This window comes from Bradyrhizobium sp. URHA0013 (genome assembly GCF_000518345.1).
Lineage (GTDB): Bacteria > Pseudomonadota > Alphaproteobacteria > Rhizobiales > Xanthobacteraceae > Bradyrhizobium.
The window spans coordinates 423368-441152 of the sequence record NZ_KI912426.1 but is presented as its reverse complement, the minus strand read 5'-3'; the positions used below and the strand labels follow the sequence as shown (position 1 = coordinate 441152).

Sequence of the window (17785 nt, the reverse complement as noted above, 5' to 3'; positions counted from 1 at the left end):
TCCGGGGGATCACAATCACGCAATGGGGCAAGCCGTCCGGCTTGCCCCGACGTCCTGTCGCGTGGGCGGCGACAGTTCTCAGACGACGTTGATCTTCTCGAAAATGCCTTCCGCGCCGATTTCCTTGGCGTAGGTGGCCATCACGGGGTCGGCGAGCTTCTTCATGGCGTCCCGCTCCTCGAAGGGAACGCGCTTGAGCTTGCCGGCCTTTTCCAGCGTGTCGAGCTTGACGACCTCCTCGCTCGACTCCAGTTGTCGGCCATAGTCGCCGGCCTCCTTGCCCGCCTTCATGATCGCGTCCTGCAACTCCTTCGGCAGGGTCTTCAACGTCTTCACGGAGAAGCAGATCGGCCGGATCGACACGGCGTGCTGGGTCAGGTTGAGATGCGGGGCCACTTCGTAGAACTTCATCGCCTCGACGCCGGCCGCCTCGTTCTCGCCGGCCGATATCACGCCGTTCTGGATCGCGTTGTAGATTTCGTTATAGGCGATCACCGTCGGGCTCATGCCCACGGCCGCAAAGGTCTTCGACCAGATCGGCGCGCCCTGTACGCGCACCTTGAGGCTCTTGAGGTCGGCGAGAGTCCTGAGCGGCTTGTTGGCGAAAATGTTGCGGATGCCACCGCCGGAATAGCCGATCAGAACGACCTCGGCCTTGGCCGCGACTTCGTCGGCGATCGGCGCCAGGATGTTGGCTTCGACGACCTTGTTCATGTGCTCGATGCCCTTGAACACGAAGGGCGCGTCGATGAACGGGGCCGCCTTGGCGAAGGTCGACATGTGAGCCGGCGAGACGATGCCGTAATCGACGGCTTTGCCCTGCGACATGTACTCGAAATACTGCTTTTCGAGGCCGAGCGAGGAATTCCTGTGCAGCGTGAAGTTGACGGGCTTGCCGTAGTACTTCTTCACCAGCTCTTCGAACCGGAGCAGGGCCCGGTTGAAGGCGTGGTCGTCGTTGAACTGGACCGCGCCGTTCAGCGTGATCGGCGACTGCGCCCGGATGATCGACGGCATGCCAATCGCAGCCGCCGCAGTGGTCGCGCCGAGCCCCGCGAGAAATGACCTTCGCTTCATCGTCTCCCCTCCCTTTTGATGCTCCGGCCCTGTCGCCGGGCCGTGAGCGCAGCCGGTATGCGGCTTGCGAGAGGGAAGCGTATGGAAAACGTCGGCGGGACGAAAGTCATTTCGCGTGCGCGGGAGGTCCTCTTCGTCGCAGGGCCACCCCTTTCGTGAACTGCTGCACTGCAACTTGCACTCCTGCCGATACGTGGCAGGCCGAGGGGACGGCCTCTTCCTCTCGTCGCAGACGGCTTGCGGACCTGTGCGCTGCACGCACAGATCCGCTCGCCTCCACGGTGCTTTAATGCAAATGGCCAATCAGATAGATGCCGCCGCCGATTACCAGCACGGCCGGCACGGCCCAGAGAATCAGAACTGGCATTTGTCATCCCTCCTCAGTTCGACGTGCAGACCTTGACGGTCTTCATGCCGGTTTCAGCCTCGGTGCGCGACTTGTAGATCGTGCCTGACGGGCTGACGACTGTCATGGACGTGTCGGTCGGCTTCTTGTCGACGATCGTGCACTTCTTGGTCTTGACGTCCTGCACGACGTAGAACTCGTCGGCCGCGAACGCCGGCAGGGATATTGCGGCAAGCATCAGTGTTGCAGTTACGATCTTCAACTTCATTTGTCGTCCTCCTCCAGAGCCCGAGCCGGTCAGCCCGGTCATCTACAAACGGGAAAAAGCGGCAATTAGTTCCCTGAGCCGGGAACGCTGTCGGCGATGAGGGGTTGTTGCGGCGCATATTCAAACGAGGAGAACGAGATGAAGAAGTTGTTCCTGCTTTCCGCCGCGGCGGTCCTCATGTCGACCGGCGCTTTCGCGCAATCGACCGTCGTGACGACGACCGGGACCGGCCACGCGGCGGCGGTTCAGATCGAGCCGCAATACCGAACCAAGATCAAATCCTACGTCACCGAGCATCGCATTCGCCCGGTGACGACGAAGGAAAAGATCGTTGTCGGCGCGGCCGTGCCGAGCGATGTCGAGCTCGAGGCCGTTCCCGCAGACTGGGGTCCGTCGCTGACCAAGTATCGCTACGTCTACTCCGGCGATCGCGTGATGCTCGTCGATCCCGGCTCGCGCACGGTTGTTCAGGAAATTGATTGATCCAGGTGTAAGGGGGGCCGCCTCGAAGGCGGCCTCCCTCTCTGGGAGTTGACGTTATGAAATCGTATCGAGAGGCCCGGATCGCCGGGCTCAGCCTGGCTGCCGTCTACGCCATGTGCCTACTGCTGACCGCAATCAGCATGAGCTGAGGCGCTGCCGCGGACTGCGCTGCAAAAATCTTGTCCCTGGGCGGCTCGTCCGGACGGGAAAATTATGGCGCGCCGCAAAGCCCGCCCCTATGGTCTCCCAAAATCATAAATCCGGCGCTCCCTTGCGCTGGAACCGGGACGCCTGCGTTTGTCAAAGCTCACTTTGCCGGTCCGGCTCGCTCTTCTGGTCACGGGAACGATGTTGCCGCTGATCGTCTTCGCGGTCGGTATTGCCGTCTACAATTACAAGCAGGACCGCAACGACGCGACCCGCCGCGTGCTGGAGAACGTGCGCAGCATGCGCCTCGTGCTGGACTCCGAGGTGCAGCGGATGACCGGCGGCCTGCAAGTGCTTGCGCTGACGAATTCGCTGCGCGACGACGACTTCCAGAATTTTCGCCGCATCGCCCTCGGCTTCGTCGATCAGTATGGCAAGGGCGGTCTGGTGCTGATCTCTGATCGCAAGGGCCGACTGCTGTTCTCCTCGGCGACGGAGGACACCGCAAGCCTGCTGTCACGCGGCCACCTGGAGATCATCGAAAAGGTGTTTGCGACCAGATCGCCGCAATATTCCGACCTGTTCACCGGCGCGATCAACGGCCGGCAGGTGCTTACGGTCGAGGTTCCGGTGCTCCGCGACGGCGAAGTGATCTACGACCTCTGCTTCAGCCCGCCGGTCAGCATCTTTCAGGACCTGGTCGAAAAGCAACGGCCCGACCGGGATTGGACGGTCTCCCTGCTCGACACCAAGGCCATCGTGTTCGCGCGCACGCCGAACCCTACGGAGATCTTCGGCAAGCGGGCTACCGGCACGCTGTACGAAAGTATGTTGCGCACGCCGGAAGCCGCACTCTCGACGGTTTCGCTCGACGGTGTTGCGTTGTCCACCGTCTATACGAGGTCACGGCTGACCGGCTGGACCATCGTGGCCGGCGTCGCCGAGAGCTCGCTGATCGCTCCGCTCTGGCGCAACATCGCGATCACCAGTTTTATCGGCGGCATCCTGCTGCTGACCGGCCTGACCTTCGCGGTCAGGATGGCAACCACGATCGCGCGCGGCGAGATGCTGCACGATCTCCTGATCGACGAGCTCAACCATCGCGTCAAGAACACGCTCGCGTTGATGCAGGCGATCGCGGTGCAGACCTTCCGCAGCGCCAGCCGGGACGAGCGGGCAAAATTCGAGGGCCGGCTCGGCGCGCTGGCCGAGGCGCATAATTTGCTGAGCCAGGAGAAATGGGCGGGCTCCGAGCTGCGGGACGTGATCACCCGCGCGCTCCAGCCGTTCCTGCTGAATAATCCGGAGCGCATCCGCATGGCCGGACCCGCGGTGCCGCTGTCGCCGCGGCTCGCCGTGGTGCTGTCGATGATCGTGCACGAGATCGCCACCAACGCCGCAAAGTACGGCGCGCTGTCCAACGAGACCGGACGGGTGGCGCTGGAGTGGGAGGTCCTTGCCGAGGCGCCGAAGCCGCGGCTGCGCCTGATCTGGACCGAGAGCGGCGGACCGCCGGTGACGGCGCCGGTGCAGCGCGGCTTCGGCTCGCGCCTGATCGAGCGCAGTGCGCGCGACCAGCTCGGCGGCGAGGCCACCGTCGACTTCCTGCCCCGGGGCGTGATCTGCACGGTGATTTGCGCGCTGGACGAGGCGCGATGAACGGAGGCCGGCAATGAAGATCACTAGGGTTCGCACGCACATTCTCGAAGCAAAGCTGTCGCAGCCCTTTGCCTATTCGCGCGCCTGGTACGACACGCGCACCGCAATGCTGGTCGAGATCGAGACCGACAATGGTCTTGTCGGATGGGGTGAATGCTACGGCCCGGCGCGCATCACGGCGGCGGTGGTGCAGAGTATCGCTCCGTGGCTGATCGGCGAGGATCCGTTGGGTACCGACGTGCTGTGGCAGATGGTCTACGCGCGCTTGCGCGATCACGGCCAGAAGGGCGTCGTGATCCAGGGGATGAGCGGCATCGACATCGCGCTATGGGACATCAAGGGCAAGCATTTTGGCGTACCCGTGCATCAGCTTCTCGGCGGCGCCGCGCGCAAGCAGCTTCCAGCCTATGCGACCGGTCTTTACCGGCGCAAGTCAGGCGATCCGCTGACCTATCTGGCGGAGGAAGCGGCGGGTTATGCCGCCGAAGGATTCCGCGCCGTGAAGCTGAAGGTCGGTTTCGGCATCGCGGAGGATGCCGCAGTCACCCGCGCGGTGCGCGAGGCGATCGGCCCCGATGTCGCGCTGATGATCGATGCGAACCACGCCTATGACGCGGTCGCGGCGATCCGGCTCGGCCGCCTGATCGAGCGCCATGACATCGGATGGTTCGAGGAGCCGGTGCCGCCGGAGGACATCGCGGGCTATCGCGCGGTGAAATCCGCGCTCACAATTCCGGTCGCCGGCGGCGAGTGCGAATTCACGCGCTTCGGCTTCCGTGAGCTGTTCGTCTCGCATGCGCTCGACATCGCCCAGCCCGACACCTGCGCGGCAGGTGGTCTTTCCGAATGCAAGAAGATCGCCGACATGAGCGAGGCGTTCGGCATCCGCTACAATCCGCACGTCTGGGGCACCGGGATAGCGATCGCCGCCTCGCTTCAGCTCCTCGCCGTGCTGCCGTCGCACACGCCGACCTCGCTGGCTCCGCTCGAACCGATGCTTGAGTTCGACCGCACCGAGCATCCGATCCGGCAGGCGGTCCTCAAACAACCGATCGAGCACAAGAACGGCATCGTGCAGGTGCCAGATGGTCCAGGCCTCGGTATCGACATCGACCGCGAGGCGCTGGCGCGCTTTGCGGCGGAGGCCTAACCGATCGTCTGCAACGCCGGGAACGTCTCAAGCAGCCAGATGCTCACATTCGACACCGCGCCGGTGAGGAAGCCGACGCCGGTGATCACCATCAGGACGCCCATGGCGCGCTCGACATTGACGAGATGGCCCTTCATGCGCGCGAACAGGGTGGAAAACTGCTCGATCATCAGGGCGGCGATCAGGAAGGGAATGCCGAGACCGGCCGAATAGACCGCGAGCAGGCCGGCGCCCTTCGTGACCGTCGCCTCGGCCGCGGCGACCGAGAGGATCGCGGCAAGGATCGGGCCGATGCAGGGCGTCCAGCCAAAGGCAAAGGCGAGCCCCATCACATAAGCACCCCAGAGGCCGACGGGCTTGGGCGCGGTCAAGCGTCCCTCGCGCATCAACAGGCCGATGCGCGTCAGGCCGAGGAAATGCAGGCCCATGACGATGATGACGATGCCGGCGAGGATCGAGAGTTCGGCCGACCAGGCGCGGATCAGCCCGCCGATCAGCGAGGCACTGGCGCCGAGCGCCACGAACACGGTGGAGAAGCCGAGCACGAACAGGAGCGCCGACATCATGATCGCGCGTTTGGAGACTGATGCGGGCTCGTTGCTTTCGACATGCTCGATCGTCGCGCCCGTCAGATAGATCAGGTAGGGCGGGACCAGCGGCAGGACGCAAGGGGAGAGGAAGCTGACGAGGCCGGCAATCAGCGCCGCCGGGATCGAAACATTTTGCATGATGCAGTCGAAGCCATCTCAGGCGCCGGCGCGGCGCGCGGGGAGTGCGCGCGGCCCGGAGCCGAACCGGCTCTGGTGTAGCCGATGCCAGCGAATGCGCAACAGAGGCGCACAAAACCAGGGCTCCTCCCGATGCCGTCTGTGATCACAGATGCGGCATCGGGACACGCACAAATCTCGCCAAAAAGCGAGACTTGGCGGCGCGGCTACTTCACCACGCGGAGCAGCGGACGCCGGGGCTGGTCCTGCGTCTGCTTGGAGGGGGGCTGCGGTTCGTTGGTCGCGGTCCGCAGCATTTCGTCGCACAGTGCCTTGAGGTCGGCACTGTCAATTCCTTTGAGTTTCATCCGCACGTCCAGGATGACAATGGACAGCAGCTCGGCCGACTCGCGGCTGTTGCTCTCGTTGAGCACCCTGCGGCACTCTTCGAGCGTTTCCAGCACCGACTGCAACTGTTCGTGTGAATGCGACACCGGCGTTCTTCCCGCTAATTCGGCCTGTGAGTGGTTGTGACGACCTCTTTGGCCCCCATGGAGCGTCGAGGATAACACGAGGCCGCTGCGCCCCCGAATATGATTTCAGTGTGTTGCTGCCATGAAACCGCGGTTCCGGCGAGTACTGCTTCGCGCCGGCCAGCGTCGACTCGCTCAGTCGCAAAACGCTCGATCTTAAAACGCCTGGCGTGCTGCAATTGATCCATCGCGGAAGGCGGCACCGGCTCTTGCGCAAGGACATTCATTGCGGACAGCGCCGACGATCCCGCAGCCATGTCACGGCCCACAACGGAACTCACGCCACACCCCTCATACGGGCGAATGGTTTGCCCGATTCCCAGCCCTTGTTCCCGCCCTGGCAGCACCTGAATACCACCTGCGGCGTAGTAAGGATGACGTTCAAAACTCGTCGTTCCCCAACCCGCCGTGGTTGTGGTTTGCGCCAGATTCTGCCAGTTTAGCGACCCGAAGGGACTTGTATGCACTCCTTGGCGGAAAGGGGCGTTCCTCTGGAGGAACGCCCAAAGACAAACATCAGCGGCCTGTCGGACTGGGATGCGGCGCGCATTTTCCTGGAAGTCGTCCGATGCGGAAGTTTCCGCTCGGCGGCTGAGCGCCTGTCACTGTCGATCAACGCCGTCCGCCGTCGGATCGATGATTTCGAACGCCAGACCGGCACCACCCTGTTCACCCGCGACGTCCACGGCACCCGCCTGACCGACGAAGGCGCGCTGGTGGTCTCCGCCGTCGAGCAAATGGAGGCGGCCGCGTTCGACGTGCTGCGCACCAGCGATTCGACGACGAACGCCCTGGCCGGCGAGGTCCGCGTCGCCATTACCGAGGGACTTGGCACATTCTGGCTCGCCCCGCGACTGGTCGAATTCCAGCAGGCGTATCCGAAGATCCTGGTCGACCTGCATTGCGCGATGCGTTCGGCCGACGTCTCTCGCCACGAGGCCGACGTCGCCATTCACTTGTCGCGGCCTGCGGCGCTCGACGTCAAGCTGGTGCGGCTCGGCCGCATGCATCTGATGTTCTGGGCCTCCGAGAAATACATTTCGAAACATGGCGCGCCGCGTTCGGCGATGGAGTTGATCAAGCACCGCCTGGTGCTGCAGTTCGCCGACCAGCTCGATGCCAAGCAAACTTTCGAGAGCTTCTTCCCCGGCGTTCCGGAGCGTGACCTTCTGGTCATGAAGACCAACGTCTCGAGCGCCAATTACTGGGCGGTCGCGAATGGCGCCGGAATCGGCGTATTCCCGAGCTACGCCGTGGCGCTTGGCGGGAAGTTGATTCCACTGGAAGTCGAGCTGAACAGATCGCTGGATATCTGGTTGTCCTACCATCCTGGTAGCGGCCGGATTCCGCGCGTGCGGCACATGATTGACTGGCTGATCGAAGCCTTCAATCCGGCGCGTTTCCCGTGGTTTAAGGAAGAGTTCGTGCACCCGCATGAATTCAAGGACGAGTATATGGGCGAACCCCTGACCCAGCTCTTCGGGGGGTTTTCAACCGAAGACCGATGAGAAAAAAGATGAAGACAGCGGCGAAGAGAATGAAGCAGCGCAGTGCCGGCAAGCCGGACATTGAGCTGGGCAAGCGAATCCGTCTGCGACGCGTCGAGATGAAGGTCTCGCAGGCCGAGCTCGGCGAGAAGCTCGGCGTCAGTTTCCAGCAGGTCCAGAAGTACGAGAAGGGCGTCAATCGCGTCGGCGCGGCCCGGCTTCAGCAGATCGCCACCGCCCTCGATGTGCCCGTGACCTTCTTCTATGACGGCGACAACAAGGCGCGCGAAGTCGAGAGCCTGCTCTTCCTGGACTCGGCCTTCAGCCTCCGCCTGCTGCGCGCCTACAGCAAGATCAAGGACCAGACGGTGCAGCGTCAGCTCGTCTCGCTGATGGAATCGATCGCAGCGAACGAAGCCTGAGCCGATCGGCGTTCGCGCCTTCCGCCCGATGTTCAATCCGCCGCGTCACGGGGCGCGGCTGGATTGAACGAGACCCGGACGAGATATATCCGGCCCGCGCTTGCGCGGACTTCTCGGGGCGGCATGACCGCCCCTTTTTGTTGACCATTTTTTCCCGCCGTCGCCCGCGGTTTTCGCGAACCCATTCCTGCCCTGTCGCGACCCAATCCAGAGACCGCCGTCCGACGTGCCGGGCTCGTGATGCGCCGTGCTTAAGGGAGCCGCAACCGGGAGGCGCTAGCCTCCCGCCGATTTCTCGAATCAGCACGACGAACCGGGGAATTGCCGATGCGAGCGCCCGCCCGGGCCTCGCTCTCATGGGAAGATGGGACACATGTCGAAACGCCATGCGATGATCATTGCCGTCGGCATGCTTGCGAGCGCCTCTGCGCTTGCTCAGACCGAGACGATTGGACAGGCCGGGCCCAAGCCTGCGACTGCGGCTGGCACGGTGCCGGCCACCGCCAATCCGGCCCACGCAGCCGCACCGAAAACTGCCGCGCCAGCGTCCGCTTCGACGGCAGAGAGCCGCTCGGCCGCGGCGCTCGCGCTGACGCACGAGCCGACCTATGACGAGGGCTCCGCCCAGCGCATCAAGGATGCGGCGCTGAGCTATTCCGATCTTGCCGTGCGCGGCGGCTGGCCGGCGATCCCGGCAGACGCCAAATTCGCGCCCGGCGCCCAAGGCGCCAACGACGATATCCTGCGGAAGCGGCTGATCGTCTCCGGCGATCTTGCCGCCGACAAGGCGAGCGGCGCCTTCGACCAGGATCTCGCCGACGCCGTGAAACGCTTCCAGGCCCGCCACGGCCTCGCGCCGACCGGAACGATGACGCCGCGCACGATTGCGGCGATGAACGTGCCGGTGCAGAATCGCATCCGGCAGCTGGAGGCTTCGCTGCAGCGGCTCGAGAACATGAATTTCGGCTTCGGCCAGCGCTATGTCGTCGTCAACATCCCCGCCGCCTTCGCCGAAGCGGTCGAGAACGACGTCGTGGTAAGGCGTTATCGCGTGATCGTCGGCAAGACCGAAAAGCCCTCGCCGACGCTGACGGCCCAGATCAGCAGCGTCGTCCTCAATCCGACCTGGACGGTGCCCTCCTCGATCGCCAAGACCGAGATCTCCGCGCATATGCGCAAGGATCCCACCTATCTGTCGCGCATGCACATGGAAGTGCTCGACGCGCACGACAATCCGATCGACCCGAATTCGGTCGACTGGTCGGGCACGCATACGCCGAACTTCACCGTGCGCCAGCACAACGGCACGTTCAACGCGCTCGGCGCGGTCAAGATCGACATGCCGAATTCCTATTCGGTCTACATGCACGACACCAACCAGCGCAATCTGTTCAGCGATGATTACCGCTTCGATTCCCATGGCTGCTCGCGCGTCGACAATGTGCGCGATCTCGCCGCCTGGCTCTTGAAGGACCAGCCGAAATGGAGCCGCGCCGCGATCGACGCGGAAATCGCCAGCGGCCAGCATCTCGACGTCGCCATGGTGAAGAAGGTACCGGTGGCCTGGATCTATCTCACGGCGTGGATGACCAAGGACCAGACCGTCCAGTTCCGCAACGACGTCTATCACCAGGACGAGCAGCTGCTGGAGGCGACCGCCGAAGAGGCGGCCTTCTTCAGCAACGCCGGCAGCCACCCGCTGACCGCGCACATGACGAGATAGATCGCGCCATGCAATCGCGGCACAGGCGGCTGCAAAGCCACGTCCGTTGCCGCGGTTGACCCTGGCCTCGCCCCGGACGAACATTGCGCCTCGCCAACGAAAATGAGCGCGATGTCCGACATGTCCAGCACGACCGAAATTCCCTACGCCGATGGCAAGATCCTCAAGCACACAGCCGGTGGCGTCGGCGTGATCACCTTCAACAATCCCGACAAGCGCAACGCGATGTCGCTGGAGATGTGGGAGGGATTTGGCGAGGCACTGACAGCCTTGCGCGACGACGCTGTCGTGCGCGTCGTGATCCTGCGCGGCGGCGGCGGCAAGGCCTTCGTATCGGGCGCCGACATCAGCCAGTTCGAGAAGAAGCGCCATAACGCCGCCGCTTCCGAGGAATATGGCAAGCGCAGCGCCGCCCAGCGCGCGCTGCTTGCCGATTATCCCAAGCCGACCATTGCCTGCATCCAGGGCTTTTGTCTTGGCGGCGGCATGCAGGTGGCGATGCTTGCCGACATCCGCATCGCCTCCCATGACAGCCAGTTCGGCATTCCCGCGGCGAAGCTCGGCATTGCCTATGGCTACGACGGCCTGAAGCACCTGGTGTCGCTGGTCGGACCGTCCTGGGCCCGACTCCTGATGTATACGGGCATGCGCATCGATGCGTCGGAAGCACTGCGCATCGGGTTGGTCGAGCGCGTGGTTCCGGAGGATCAGCTCTGGGGCGAGACCATGGGCATCGCCGAGACGATCTCGCAAAATGCGCCGCTCGCGATCAAGGCCGCCAAGCTCACCATTGCTCAGGTGCTGAAGGACGAAAGCGGGCGCGACATGGACGCGATCAGGGCGGCCGGCACGGCCTGCATGGACAGCGCGGATTTTCGCGAGGGCCGTCAGGCCTTCATGGAGAAGCGCAAGCCGCAGTTCCAAGGACGGTGATTCCGTTATTGCCACGAAGCGCAGCAACGACAGCAGGTAACGTGAACATGCATTCAGGAAGATTAAATTCCGACGCCCCTGCAACACCATAGCAACCAGCTGATTTGCTGGAAGTTCTCTCGCCATCAAACGAGGGAGATTGCGATGAAACTCAAATTAGCTGTTGTCGGTCTGGCTGCCCTGGGCGGCGCAGCGCTCATATCGGGACAGGCGCTCGCAGCGATGCCGAACGGCATTCCGCAGGCCGACCGTATCGCGAGCGGCCCGGCAGCCAACGTCGATCGGGTGCGCTGGGTGTGTAACCCGTGGGGTCGCTGCTTCTGGCGTCCGAACTATTATGGGGCCTACGGCTTTTACGGCGGTCCGCGACGCTTCTACGGTCCGCGTCCGTGGGGCTGGGGCGGCCACCGCCACTGGCGTCGCTGGTGAACTGCGAGGGGCCGCGAGGCCCCTCTTCCTTGACTACAGCGCCGCGAGCACCGCCTTCGTAATGTCGGCGGTGCCGTTGCTGCCGCCGAACTCCATCGGCTTGAGGCCGGCGGCGTAGACCTTGTCCACAGCGCGCTCGATCTGCTCGCCGGCCTCGGCCGCGCCCTCGACACCGTGCTTGTCGGCGAGCCAGTCCAGCATCATTGCAGCCGACAAGATCATCCCGGTGGGATTGGCCTTGCCCTGCCCCATGATGTCGGGCGCGGTGCCGTGGCACGGCTGGAATACGGCATATTTGTCGCCGATGTCGGCCGACGGCGCCATGCCGAGACCGCCGATCAGGCTCGCGGTGATGTCGGAGACGATGTCTCCGAACATGTTCTCCATCACCATCACGTCGAAATCCCAAGGACGCTTCACCAGCATCGCCGAGCAGGCATCGACATAGAGCCTGTCGGTCTTCACCTCCGGATGACGCTTGGCGATCTCGTCGAAGATGCCGCGGAAGAACGCAAAGGCCTTGAACACGTTCGCCTTGTCGACGCAGGCCAGCGCGCCGGGCTTGCCGCGCGCCTTGCGCCGCTCGGCGAGGCGAAACGAGAACTCGAACAGGCGTTCGGACGTCTTGCGCGTGATCACCATGGTCTCGCGCGCCTCCTCATGGGTGACGACGCCCTTGCCCATCGAGGCGAACAGGCCTTCGGTGGACTCCCTGATCACGACGAGATCGATGCCGCGCTGGTCGGCGCCGACGATCGGGCTCGGCACGCCCGGAATGAGCCGCGCCGGGCGCACACCGGCATAGAGATCGAAGATGAAGCGCAGCTCGATCTGCGGCGCGATCTCGGTGTTGTCAGGGTAGCGCACCGACGGCAGGCCGCAGGCGCCGAGCAGGATCGCGTCCGCCTCCTCGCACAGCTTGATCGTGGTATCGGGCATCGATTTGCCGGTGGCGAGATAATGATTGGCGCCCGCCGGCCCCTCGGTGAAGCGGAAGCTCAGGCCGGATTTCGTCTCGATCTTGCGCAGGACTTCGATGGCCGGCGCCATGACTTCGGGACCGATGCCGTCACCGGCGAGCACGGCAATGTGGAAGGCGTTATTTGCGGACATGGGGAAGCCTCGGGAAAGAGCGAGCCAAGTCGTCATTGCGAGCGAAGCGAAGCAATCCAGAACTGCATCTGCGGAGACACTCTGGATTGCTTCGTCGCTTCGCTCCTCGCAATGACGGAGGATAGAGCGTTCGTTACGGCGTCAGCACCGTGCGGCCGACCACCGCGCCCTGCTGCAACTGCACCAGCGCGTCGTTGGCCTTGGCGAGCGGCTGCCGCGTCACCGGGATCGGCGCTATGTTCTTCGCTCGCACGAGATCGAGCAGCTCCTGCGTCTCGCGCAAATTGCCGACATAGCTGCCCTGGATCGTCACCGCCTTGATCGGAATCAGCGGCAGCGCCCAGGTCGCCCCGCCGCCGAATAGGCCGACGATGACGAGCTTGCCGCCCTTGGTCAGGCAGTCGAAGCCGAGTTGCGTGGTGGCGGCGTTGCCGACCAGATCGAGCACCGCGCGGATGGGGCCACCGGCTTTCTTGGCAAGCTGCTCCAGCGCGTCGGGCGCCTTGGGATCGACGGTCGCGAGCGCGCCGGCTTGCTCCGCGGCTTCGCGTTTCTTCGCGTCGATGTCGACCATGATGGCGCCCTTGCCGCCCATCGCCTTCAGCAGCGACAGCGCCATCAGGCCAAGTCCGCCGGCACCGAACATCACGATCGGCGTGTCGAAGTGCTGCTCGAGCTTCTTCAGCGCGCTGTAGGTCGTGACGCCCGAGCAGGCGTAGGGTGCGGCCGACGCGGGATCGAGGCCTCTCAGATTGAGCAAATAGCGCGGATGCGGCACCAGCATGTGGTCGGAATAACCACCGTCGCAATAGACGCCGAGCGAGCGCGGCGTCAGGCACATGTTCTCGTCGCCGGCGAGACAGGTCGCGCATTTGCCGCAACCGATCCAGGGATAGACCAGCCCGACATCGCCGATCTTCACGTCGCCCTGATCCGACGACTTCACGTCCGGGCCGAAGGCGAGGACCTCGCCGACTGTCTCGTGTCCCATGGTCAGCGGCAAATTGATGCCGCGATCCTTCAGCGACAGCGGCTTGCGACCGTGGCCGAGATCGTAGCCGCCTTCCCAGATGTGGAGGTCGCTATGGCAGACGCCGGCGGCCTTCACCTTGATCAACACCTGCGTGCCCGACGGCTGCGGCGTCGCCTCGTCGAACTCCTGCAGCGGCGCCTTGAAATCGGCGACCTTGAAACTTTTCATTGGCGTCCTCCCGGATACTTTTCTTGTCGTCGCCACCATGGCATGGGCGGCAGGACGAGACAAACTCGGACCTGTCTAGTTGAGGCCGACGGATGATGGCAAGCCGGCCACGCGCAACGCCGCATTGCTCGCTGCACGAAGCTGTCCGTCAACCTTGCCGTCAGGTTTGCGCAGCTGTTTTGGCTAACGGAGTTGGTCCACCGTCGGTGAGCCCGATCTCCGCGCGCAGCCGGTCGGTGTGCTCGCCAAGCACGGCCATCGTCTTGCCCGGTGTCGTGTCGGCACCGGTCATCCGGAACGGCAGATTGAGGACCTGGAACGAACCGCCTTCGTCCTCCACGGACGAGAGCGCCTGACGATGCGCGAGCTGCGGATCGGCCAGTGCTTCGGACACAGTGCGGTAGGCCGAGGCCGGCACGCCGGCCGCACCTAGCGCGACAAGACAGACATCGGTCGAGAGCTGCCGCGACCAGGCCTCGACACCGTCCATCAAGTCGGCCCAATGGTCCCGACGCGCGGCGTAGGTGGAGAAGCGCGGATCGGAGATCCACTCGGGGCGGCCGATCACGCCCATCAGTCCCTGAAACGTCTTCTCGCTGGCCACCGTGATCATGACATAACCGCTCGCCGTCTCGGTCGGCCCGAACATCGGGCGCGGCGGCGGCTTCACGGTGAACTGCGAGTTCTGCAACTCGATCAATGTCAGCGTCAGCATCGATTCCAGCATGGAGACGTCGATGTGCTGGCCGAGCCCAGTCAGGGTGCGCTGGTAGAGCGCCGACGCAATCGCGCCGAACCCGTAGGTGCCGGTGACGACGTCGGCATGGTAGATGCCGCAATAATCCGGGCGGCTGCGGCCGGGCTGGTAGGCGAGATGCGCCATGTCGTAGCCGGATGCCGCATGGATCACCGGCGCGTAGGCCGGCAGCTCGGCCGACGGGCCGCTCTGGCCGTAGCCGGAGATCGAGCAGTAGATCAGCTTCGGGTTGACGGCGCGCATTCTGTCATAGTCGAGCCGCAGCCGGTGCATCACGCCGGGGCGAAAATTCTCGACCAGGATGTCGGCCGTCGCGGCCAGCCGGCGGACCGCCTCGTTGCCCTCTTCGGACTTGAGGTCGAGCACGACGCTCTTCTTCCCGACATTGAGCTGGCCGAACACGGTGCTGCAGCCCTTGCGCAGCGGCGGCCGGGTTCGCATCGTCTCGCCGCCGTCGGTCTCGATCTTGATGACCTCGGCGCCCATGTCGGCGAGCATCCGCGCACAATGGGGACCGGCAATGGTGGTCGAAAAATCCAGGACCCGGAGGCCGGCGAAGGCCTTTGTCGTCGTCCCCTCATGCTTATCTGATAGCTGCATGCCTGCTTGCGTCCTCGGGTCAGTTAGGAACTTATCGAAGTTCTCTGTTGTTCGTGCGCCGACCCTAAAGGGCGGCGGCTGAGTAGGAAAGTCTTTACCGAACGCGTCTGGCGGGCGGCTTTGGGAATTCCGGGGCAACTGGACCCGTTCTTGCATAGCAGCAATCGGGCTCCGGCAGAGGGCAGCAGTTCTTGAGGGTCTTGTTCGTTACGACAGAGATGGACGACTTTGTCCGCGTCGGCGGACTTGGAGCCGTTTCCGCTGCACTCCCCCGAGCCCTCCGTCCTTTCGCTGACATCCGGGTCATGTTGCCCGGCTATCGCGACATCATCGAACAACTCACGCATATTCAGATCGTTGGCCGCTGTCCGCCTTTTGCGGAGATGCCGGCCTGCTCGCTCGGCCGCGCCGCGACCAAGGACGGCCTGCCGGTCTATGTGCTGTTATGCTCGCAACTCTACGACCGGCCCGGCAACCCCTATGGCGACGAGTCCGGGCGCGACTGGCCCGACAACGACATCCGTTTCGCGCGCTTTGCCTCGGCCGCCGCTGAGCTCGCGATGGGCACGCTGGACAAGGATTGGGCAGCCGACCTGATCCATGCCAATGACTGGCAGGCCTCGCTCGTGCCGGCCTACCTCGCGTGGCGCGGCTCCAAGCTGCCGTCGATCCTGACCATCCACAACCTCGCCTATCAGGGCCTCTTCCCGAAGGACTCGCTGCGGCGGATCGGCGCACCGGAGAGCTCCTTCCACATCGACGGCGTCGAGTTCTACGACCAGCTCTCCTTCCTCAAGGCCGGGCTGGTCTACGCATCGCATCTCACCACCGTCAGCGGCACCTACGCGCGGGAGATCACCACGGATGAATTCGGCTGCGGTCTCGAAGGCCTGCTTCGAGTCCGCTCCGACGCGGCCGAGCTCACCGGCATCCTCAACGGGATCGACGAGAGCTGGGACCCGCGTTCCTGCGCCCAGCTTGCCCAGCAGTTCGGCGCCGGCGACTGGGTCGGCAAGAAGGCCAATGCGGATTATGTGCGCAAGCAGTTCGGGCTTGCGGTGTCGCGCGGCCCGATGTTCGGCATCGTCGCCCGGCTGGTGCACCAGAAGGGCATCGACCTCGTGCTGGCGGCGGCCGATGAGATCGTCGATGCCGGCGGGCAGATCGTGGTCACCGGCTCCGGCGAGCCGGCGCTCGAGCAGGCGCTGATCGACGCGCATCGCCGGCGCCCCGACGCGATCGGGGTCGTGATCGGCTTCAACGAGGCCCAGGCGCGCCGCATCTTCGCCGGTAGCGACTTCACCTTGATGCCGTCACGCTTCGAGCCCTGCGGGCTCAGCCAGATGTACGCCCAGCGCTTCGGCTCGCTGCCGATCGGTCACCAGACCGGCGGCCTCGCCGAGACCATTACCGACGGCGAAACCGGCTTCCTGTTCTCAAAACCCTCGCACGAATCCTTCCTCGGCGGCGTCCGCCGCGCCTTCTCCGCCTTCATGGCGCAAGACCAGCTCGACACCATGCGTCGCAGTGCGATGGGACGCTCGTTCTCCTGGAGCATCCCGGCCGGCAGCTACAACGCGCTGTACCGGAAGCTGGCGTCGGTGTGAGGCCTGCGTTTCCTCGTCATTGCGAGCGTAGCGAAGCAATCCAGACTGTTTCCGTGGCAGCAGCCTGGATTGCTTCGTCGCAAGAGCTCCTCGTAATGACGGTGGTTTGTGGCAACGGCGGAGGACTTCACCCCCTCCCGCGCATATCCATCTGCGGGCGGCCGATCCAGGCACGGTTGAGGCACCGCGTCATCCAGTCGGGCTGCGGCTCGCCGCGCAGCCGCGCTTGCGCTTCCTGGTAGGGACCGACATAGCGCAAGCGATCCGGCAATTTCGGATAGACGCGCCTGGTCCAGCGGAGCGCATTCTCGGCTGCCCTCTTGTCGCGTTCGTCAAGCTCGAACCCAAACCCCACACGCAGGCGTTCCGGCAGCAGGCTCGCCGTGAGCGAGCGATACCATCGCGGTGGCCGCAACCACGGACGGGAGCCGCTGAAGATTTGTGTGGCGATTTCGCGCGCGGCCGGGCTGACGGTCAGCGTGTCCGACTGCGCCATCGCCACGGTGTAGGCCACAAAGCCCGACCAGTCCGCGGGTAGGTCGTGCGCCGTCAACCCGAACAAGGCACCGAACAACCGGCTCTCGGCCCAGTAGCGCTCGCGCTCATCTACCGAGAGCGGTGGCAAAACCAGATCATGCGCCATCAGCGCGGTCTCGACCCGCGTGGCATGAACCCAGCGCAGCGACGGGATGTCGTTGGCACAGTAGCGCGAGCCTGCCGCGAACGGACCGACGGTCTCCGGCATCTCGCCGACGATCATGCTGTGGCGCCGGTGCAGTTGCCGCGATGATGACAGCGCGCGGTCAAGCGAGCCGAACACCATGGCAAAGACGGTGTCGAAGGTGCGGTGAAATCGTCCGATCGGATCGGCCAAGGTTTTCGAATGCTCGGCGATGGCGGCGGCGACCCAGGGATGCGCCAGCTGCAGCAACAACGCACGACCGGCACCGAGAAAAATCACGGCTTCGCGGTCGATCCGCCAGGTCACCGTGTCAGGACCGAACACGCCGGCAATCGGTCCCGCCATATCCGCGCGGACGTGATCGAGCGCCAGTTCCAGATCGCTTCCCGACACCACTTGCATGCCCTTTCAGCTGCGGACAAAGAGCGACGATCCGCAAGGCCTGTGGCATTTCGATGATG

The 17785-nt window shown here is 64.2% G+C and carries 17 protein-coding genes; 9 read left to right on the top strand and 8 right to left on the bottom strand.

The window, feature by feature from the left end; all coding sequences use genetic code 11:
* Positions 1-78: 78 nt before the first annotated feature.
* Positions 79-1077: a TRAP transporter substrate-binding protein gene (locus tag N551_RS0122715; protein WP_027568827.1), complete on the bottom strand. Its 999-nt coding sequence runs from the start codon at positions 1075-1077 to the stop codon at positions 79-81.
* Positions 1078-1457: 380 nt separating this feature from the next.
* The gene (locus N551_RS0122705; RefSeq protein WP_027568826.1) at positions 1458-1691 is read right to left on the bottom strand and encodes a hypothetical protein; all 234 of its coding nucleotides are present in this window, start codon (positions 1689-1691) and stop codon (positions 1458-1460) included.
* Positions 1692-1829: 138 nt separating this feature from the next.
* Here N551_RS0122705 and N551_RS0122700 point away from each other — a divergent pair, with 138 nt between their 5' ends.
* From N551_RS0122700 to N551_RS0122690, 3 genes are all read left to right on the top strand, one after another.
* On the top strand, positions 1830-2174 hold the full coding sequence (locus N551_RS0122700; protein ID WP_027568825.1) for a DUF1236 domain-containing protein: 345 nt from the start codon (positions 1830-1832) through the stop codon (positions 2172-2174).
* Between the two features lie 348 nt (positions 2175-2522).
* Positions 2523-3980 carry a sensor histidine kinase gene (locus N551_RS0122695; protein ID WP_035961760.1) on the top strand — a complete coding sequence of 486 codons (1458 nt, stop codon included), beginning with the start codon at positions 2523-2525 and terminating at the stop codon, positions 3978-3980.
* Positions 3981-3993: 13 nt separating this feature from the next.
* The gene (locus tag N551_RS0122690) at positions 3994-5130 is read left to right on the top strand and encodes a mandelate racemase/muconate lactonizing enzyme family protein (RefSeq protein WP_027568823.1); all 1137 of its coding nucleotides are present in this window, start codon (positions 3994-3996) and stop codon (positions 5128-5130) included.
* Here N551_RS0122690 and N551_RS0122685 read toward each other — a convergent pair.
* Together N551_RS0122685 and N551_RS0122680 are read right to left on the bottom strand one after the other, a co-directional pair.
* The gene (locus N551_RS0122685; RefSeq protein WP_081747935.1) at positions 5127-5858 is read right to left on the bottom strand and encodes a cytochrome c biogenesis CcdA family protein; all 732 of its coding nucleotides are present in this window, start codon (positions 5856-5858) and stop codon (positions 5127-5129) included. The genes N551_RS0122690 and N551_RS0122685 overlap by 4 nt on opposite strands.
* Positions 5859-6064: 206 nt before the next feature.
* Positions 6065-6331, bottom strand: coding sequence for a hypothetical protein (locus N551_RS0122680; RefSeq protein WP_027568821.1), 267 nt, complete (start codon positions 6329-6331; stop codon positions 6065-6067).
* 500 nt (positions 6332-6831) lie between these two features.
* On the opposite strand from N551_RS0122680, the gene N551_RS0122675 reads away from it, so the two are divergent.
* From N551_RS0122675 to N551_RS0122655, 5 genes are all read left to right on the top strand, one after another.
* Positions 6832-7878: a LysR family transcriptional regulator gene (locus N551_RS0122675; RefSeq protein WP_027568820.1), complete on the top strand. Its 1047-nt coding sequence runs from the start codon at positions 6832-6834 to the stop codon at positions 7876-7878.
* Positions 7879-7907: 29 nt separating this feature from the next.
* Positions 7908-8279, top strand: a complete 372-nt coding sequence (locus tag N551_RS0122670; RefSeq protein WP_026233304.1) for a helix-turn-helix domain-containing protein — start codon at positions 7908-7910, stop codon at positions 8277-8279.
* 373 nt (positions 8280-8652) lie between these two features.
* The gene (locus N551_RS0122665; RefSeq protein WP_027568819.1) at positions 8653-10002 is read left to right on the top strand and encodes a murein L,D-transpeptidase; all 1350 of its coding nucleotides are present in this window, start codon (positions 8653-8655) and stop codon (positions 10000-10002) included.
* Positions 10003-10113: 111 nt separating this feature from the next.
* Entirely contained in the window at positions 10114-10935 is an 822-nt protein-coding gene (locus N551_RS0122660; RefSeq protein WP_027568818.1) for an enoyl-CoA hydratase, read from the top strand.
* Positions 10936-11079: 144 nt separating this feature from the next.
* The gene (locus tag N551_RS0122655) at positions 11080-11364 is read left to right on the top strand and encodes a hypothetical protein (protein WP_027568817.1); all 285 of its coding nucleotides are present in this window, start codon (positions 11080-11082) and stop codon (positions 11362-11364) included.
* A 33-nt stretch (positions 11365-11397) separates the two neighbouring features.
* Here the strand turns inward: N551_RS0122655 and N551_RS0122650 are convergent, their stop codons facing one another.
* From N551_RS0122650 to N551_RS0122640, 3 genes are all read right to left on the bottom strand, one after another.
* The gene (locus tag N551_RS0122650; RefSeq protein ID WP_027568816.1) at positions 11398-12477 is read right to left on the bottom strand and encodes an isocitrate/isopropylmalate dehydrogenase family protein; all 1080 of its coding nucleotides are present in this window, start codon (positions 12475-12477) and stop codon (positions 11398-11400) included.
* 133 nt (positions 12478-12610) lie between these two features.
* Positions 12611-13678 (bottom strand): alcohol dehydrogenase, encoded by a 1068-nt coding sequence (locus N551_RS0122645; RefSeq protein WP_027568815.1) that lies wholly within the window; start codon positions 13676-13678, stop codon positions 12611-12613.
* 160 nt (positions 13679-13838) lie between these two features.
* Positions 13839-15035 (bottom strand): CaiB/BaiF CoA-transferase family protein, encoded by a 1197-nt coding sequence (locus tag N551_RS0122640; protein WP_027568814.1) that lies wholly within the window; start codon positions 15033-15035, stop codon positions 13839-13841.
* Positions 15036-15226: 191 nt separating this feature from the next.
* Between N551_RS0122640 and glgA the strand changes: the two genes are divergently transcribed.
* A complete protein-coding gene (gene glgA / locus N551_RS0122635; RefSeq protein WP_035961758.1) occupies positions 15227-16642 on the top strand; it encodes a glycogen synthase GlgA in 1416 nt (471 codons plus the stop codon).
* Between the two features lie 127 nt (positions 16643-16769).
* Here glgA and N551_RS0122630 read toward each other — a convergent pair whose 3' ends face one another.
* Positions 16770-17720, bottom strand: a complete 951-nt coding sequence (locus N551_RS0122630) for an oxygenase MpaB family protein (protein ID WP_027568812.1) — start codon at positions 17718-17720, stop codon at positions 16770-16772.
* Positions 17721-17785 lie beyond the last annotated feature (65 nt).

Coding starts and splice junctions, on each gene's coding strand:
- N551_RS0122715 (WP_027568827.1), bottom strand. CDS start 1,077: ATGAAGCGAAGGTCATTTCTCGCGGGGCTCGGCGCGACCACTGCGGCG.
- N551_RS0122705 (WP_027568826.1), bottom strand. CDS start 1,691: ATGAAGTTGAAGATCGTAACTGCAACACTGATGCTTGCCGCAATATCC.
- N551_RS0122700 (WP_027568825.1), top strand. CDS start 1,830: ATGAAGAAGTTGTTCCTGCTTTCCGCCGCGGCGGTCCTCATGTCGACC.
- N551_RS0122695 (WP_035961760.1), top strand. CDS start 2,523: ATGTTGCCGCTGATCGTCTTCGCGGTCGGTATTGCCGTCTACAATTAC.
- N551_RS0122690 (WP_027568823.1), top strand. CDS start 3,994: ATGAAGATCACTAGGGTTCGCACGCACATTCTCGAAGCAAAGCTGTCG.
- N551_RS0122685 (WP_081747935.1), bottom strand. CDS start 5,858: ATGCAAAATGTTTCGATCCCGGCGGCGCTGATTGCCGGCCTCGTCAGC.
- N551_RS0122675 (WP_027568820.1), top strand. CDS start 6,832: ATGCACTCCTTGGCGGAAAGGGGCGTTCCTCTGGAGGAACGCCCAAAG.
- N551_RS0122670 (WP_026233304.1), top strand. CDS start 7,908: ATGAAGCAGCGCAGTGCCGGCAAGCCGGACATTGAGCTGGGCAAGCGA.
- N551_RS0122665 (WP_027568819.1), top strand. CDS start 8,653: ATGTCGAAACGCCATGCGATGATCATTGCCGTCGGCATGCTTGCGAGC.
- N551_RS0122660 (WP_027568818.1), top strand. CDS start 10,114: ATGTCCGACATGTCCAGCACGACCGAAATTCCCTACGCCGATGGCAAG.
- N551_RS0122655 (WP_027568817.1), top strand. CDS start 11,080: ATGAAACTCAAATTAGCTGTTGTCGGTCTGGCTGCCCTGGGCGGCGCA.
- N551_RS0122650 (WP_027568816.1), bottom strand. CDS start 12,477: ATGTCCGCAAATAACGCCTTCCACATTGCCGTGCTCGCCGGTGACGGC.
- N551_RS0122645 (WP_027568815.1), bottom strand. CDS start 13,678: ATGAAAAGTTTCAAGGTCGCCGATTTCAAGGCGCCGCTGCAGGAGTTC.
- N551_RS0122640 (WP_027568814.1), bottom strand. CDS start 15,035: ATGCAGCTATCAGATAAGCATGAGGGGACGACGACAAAGGCCTTCGCC.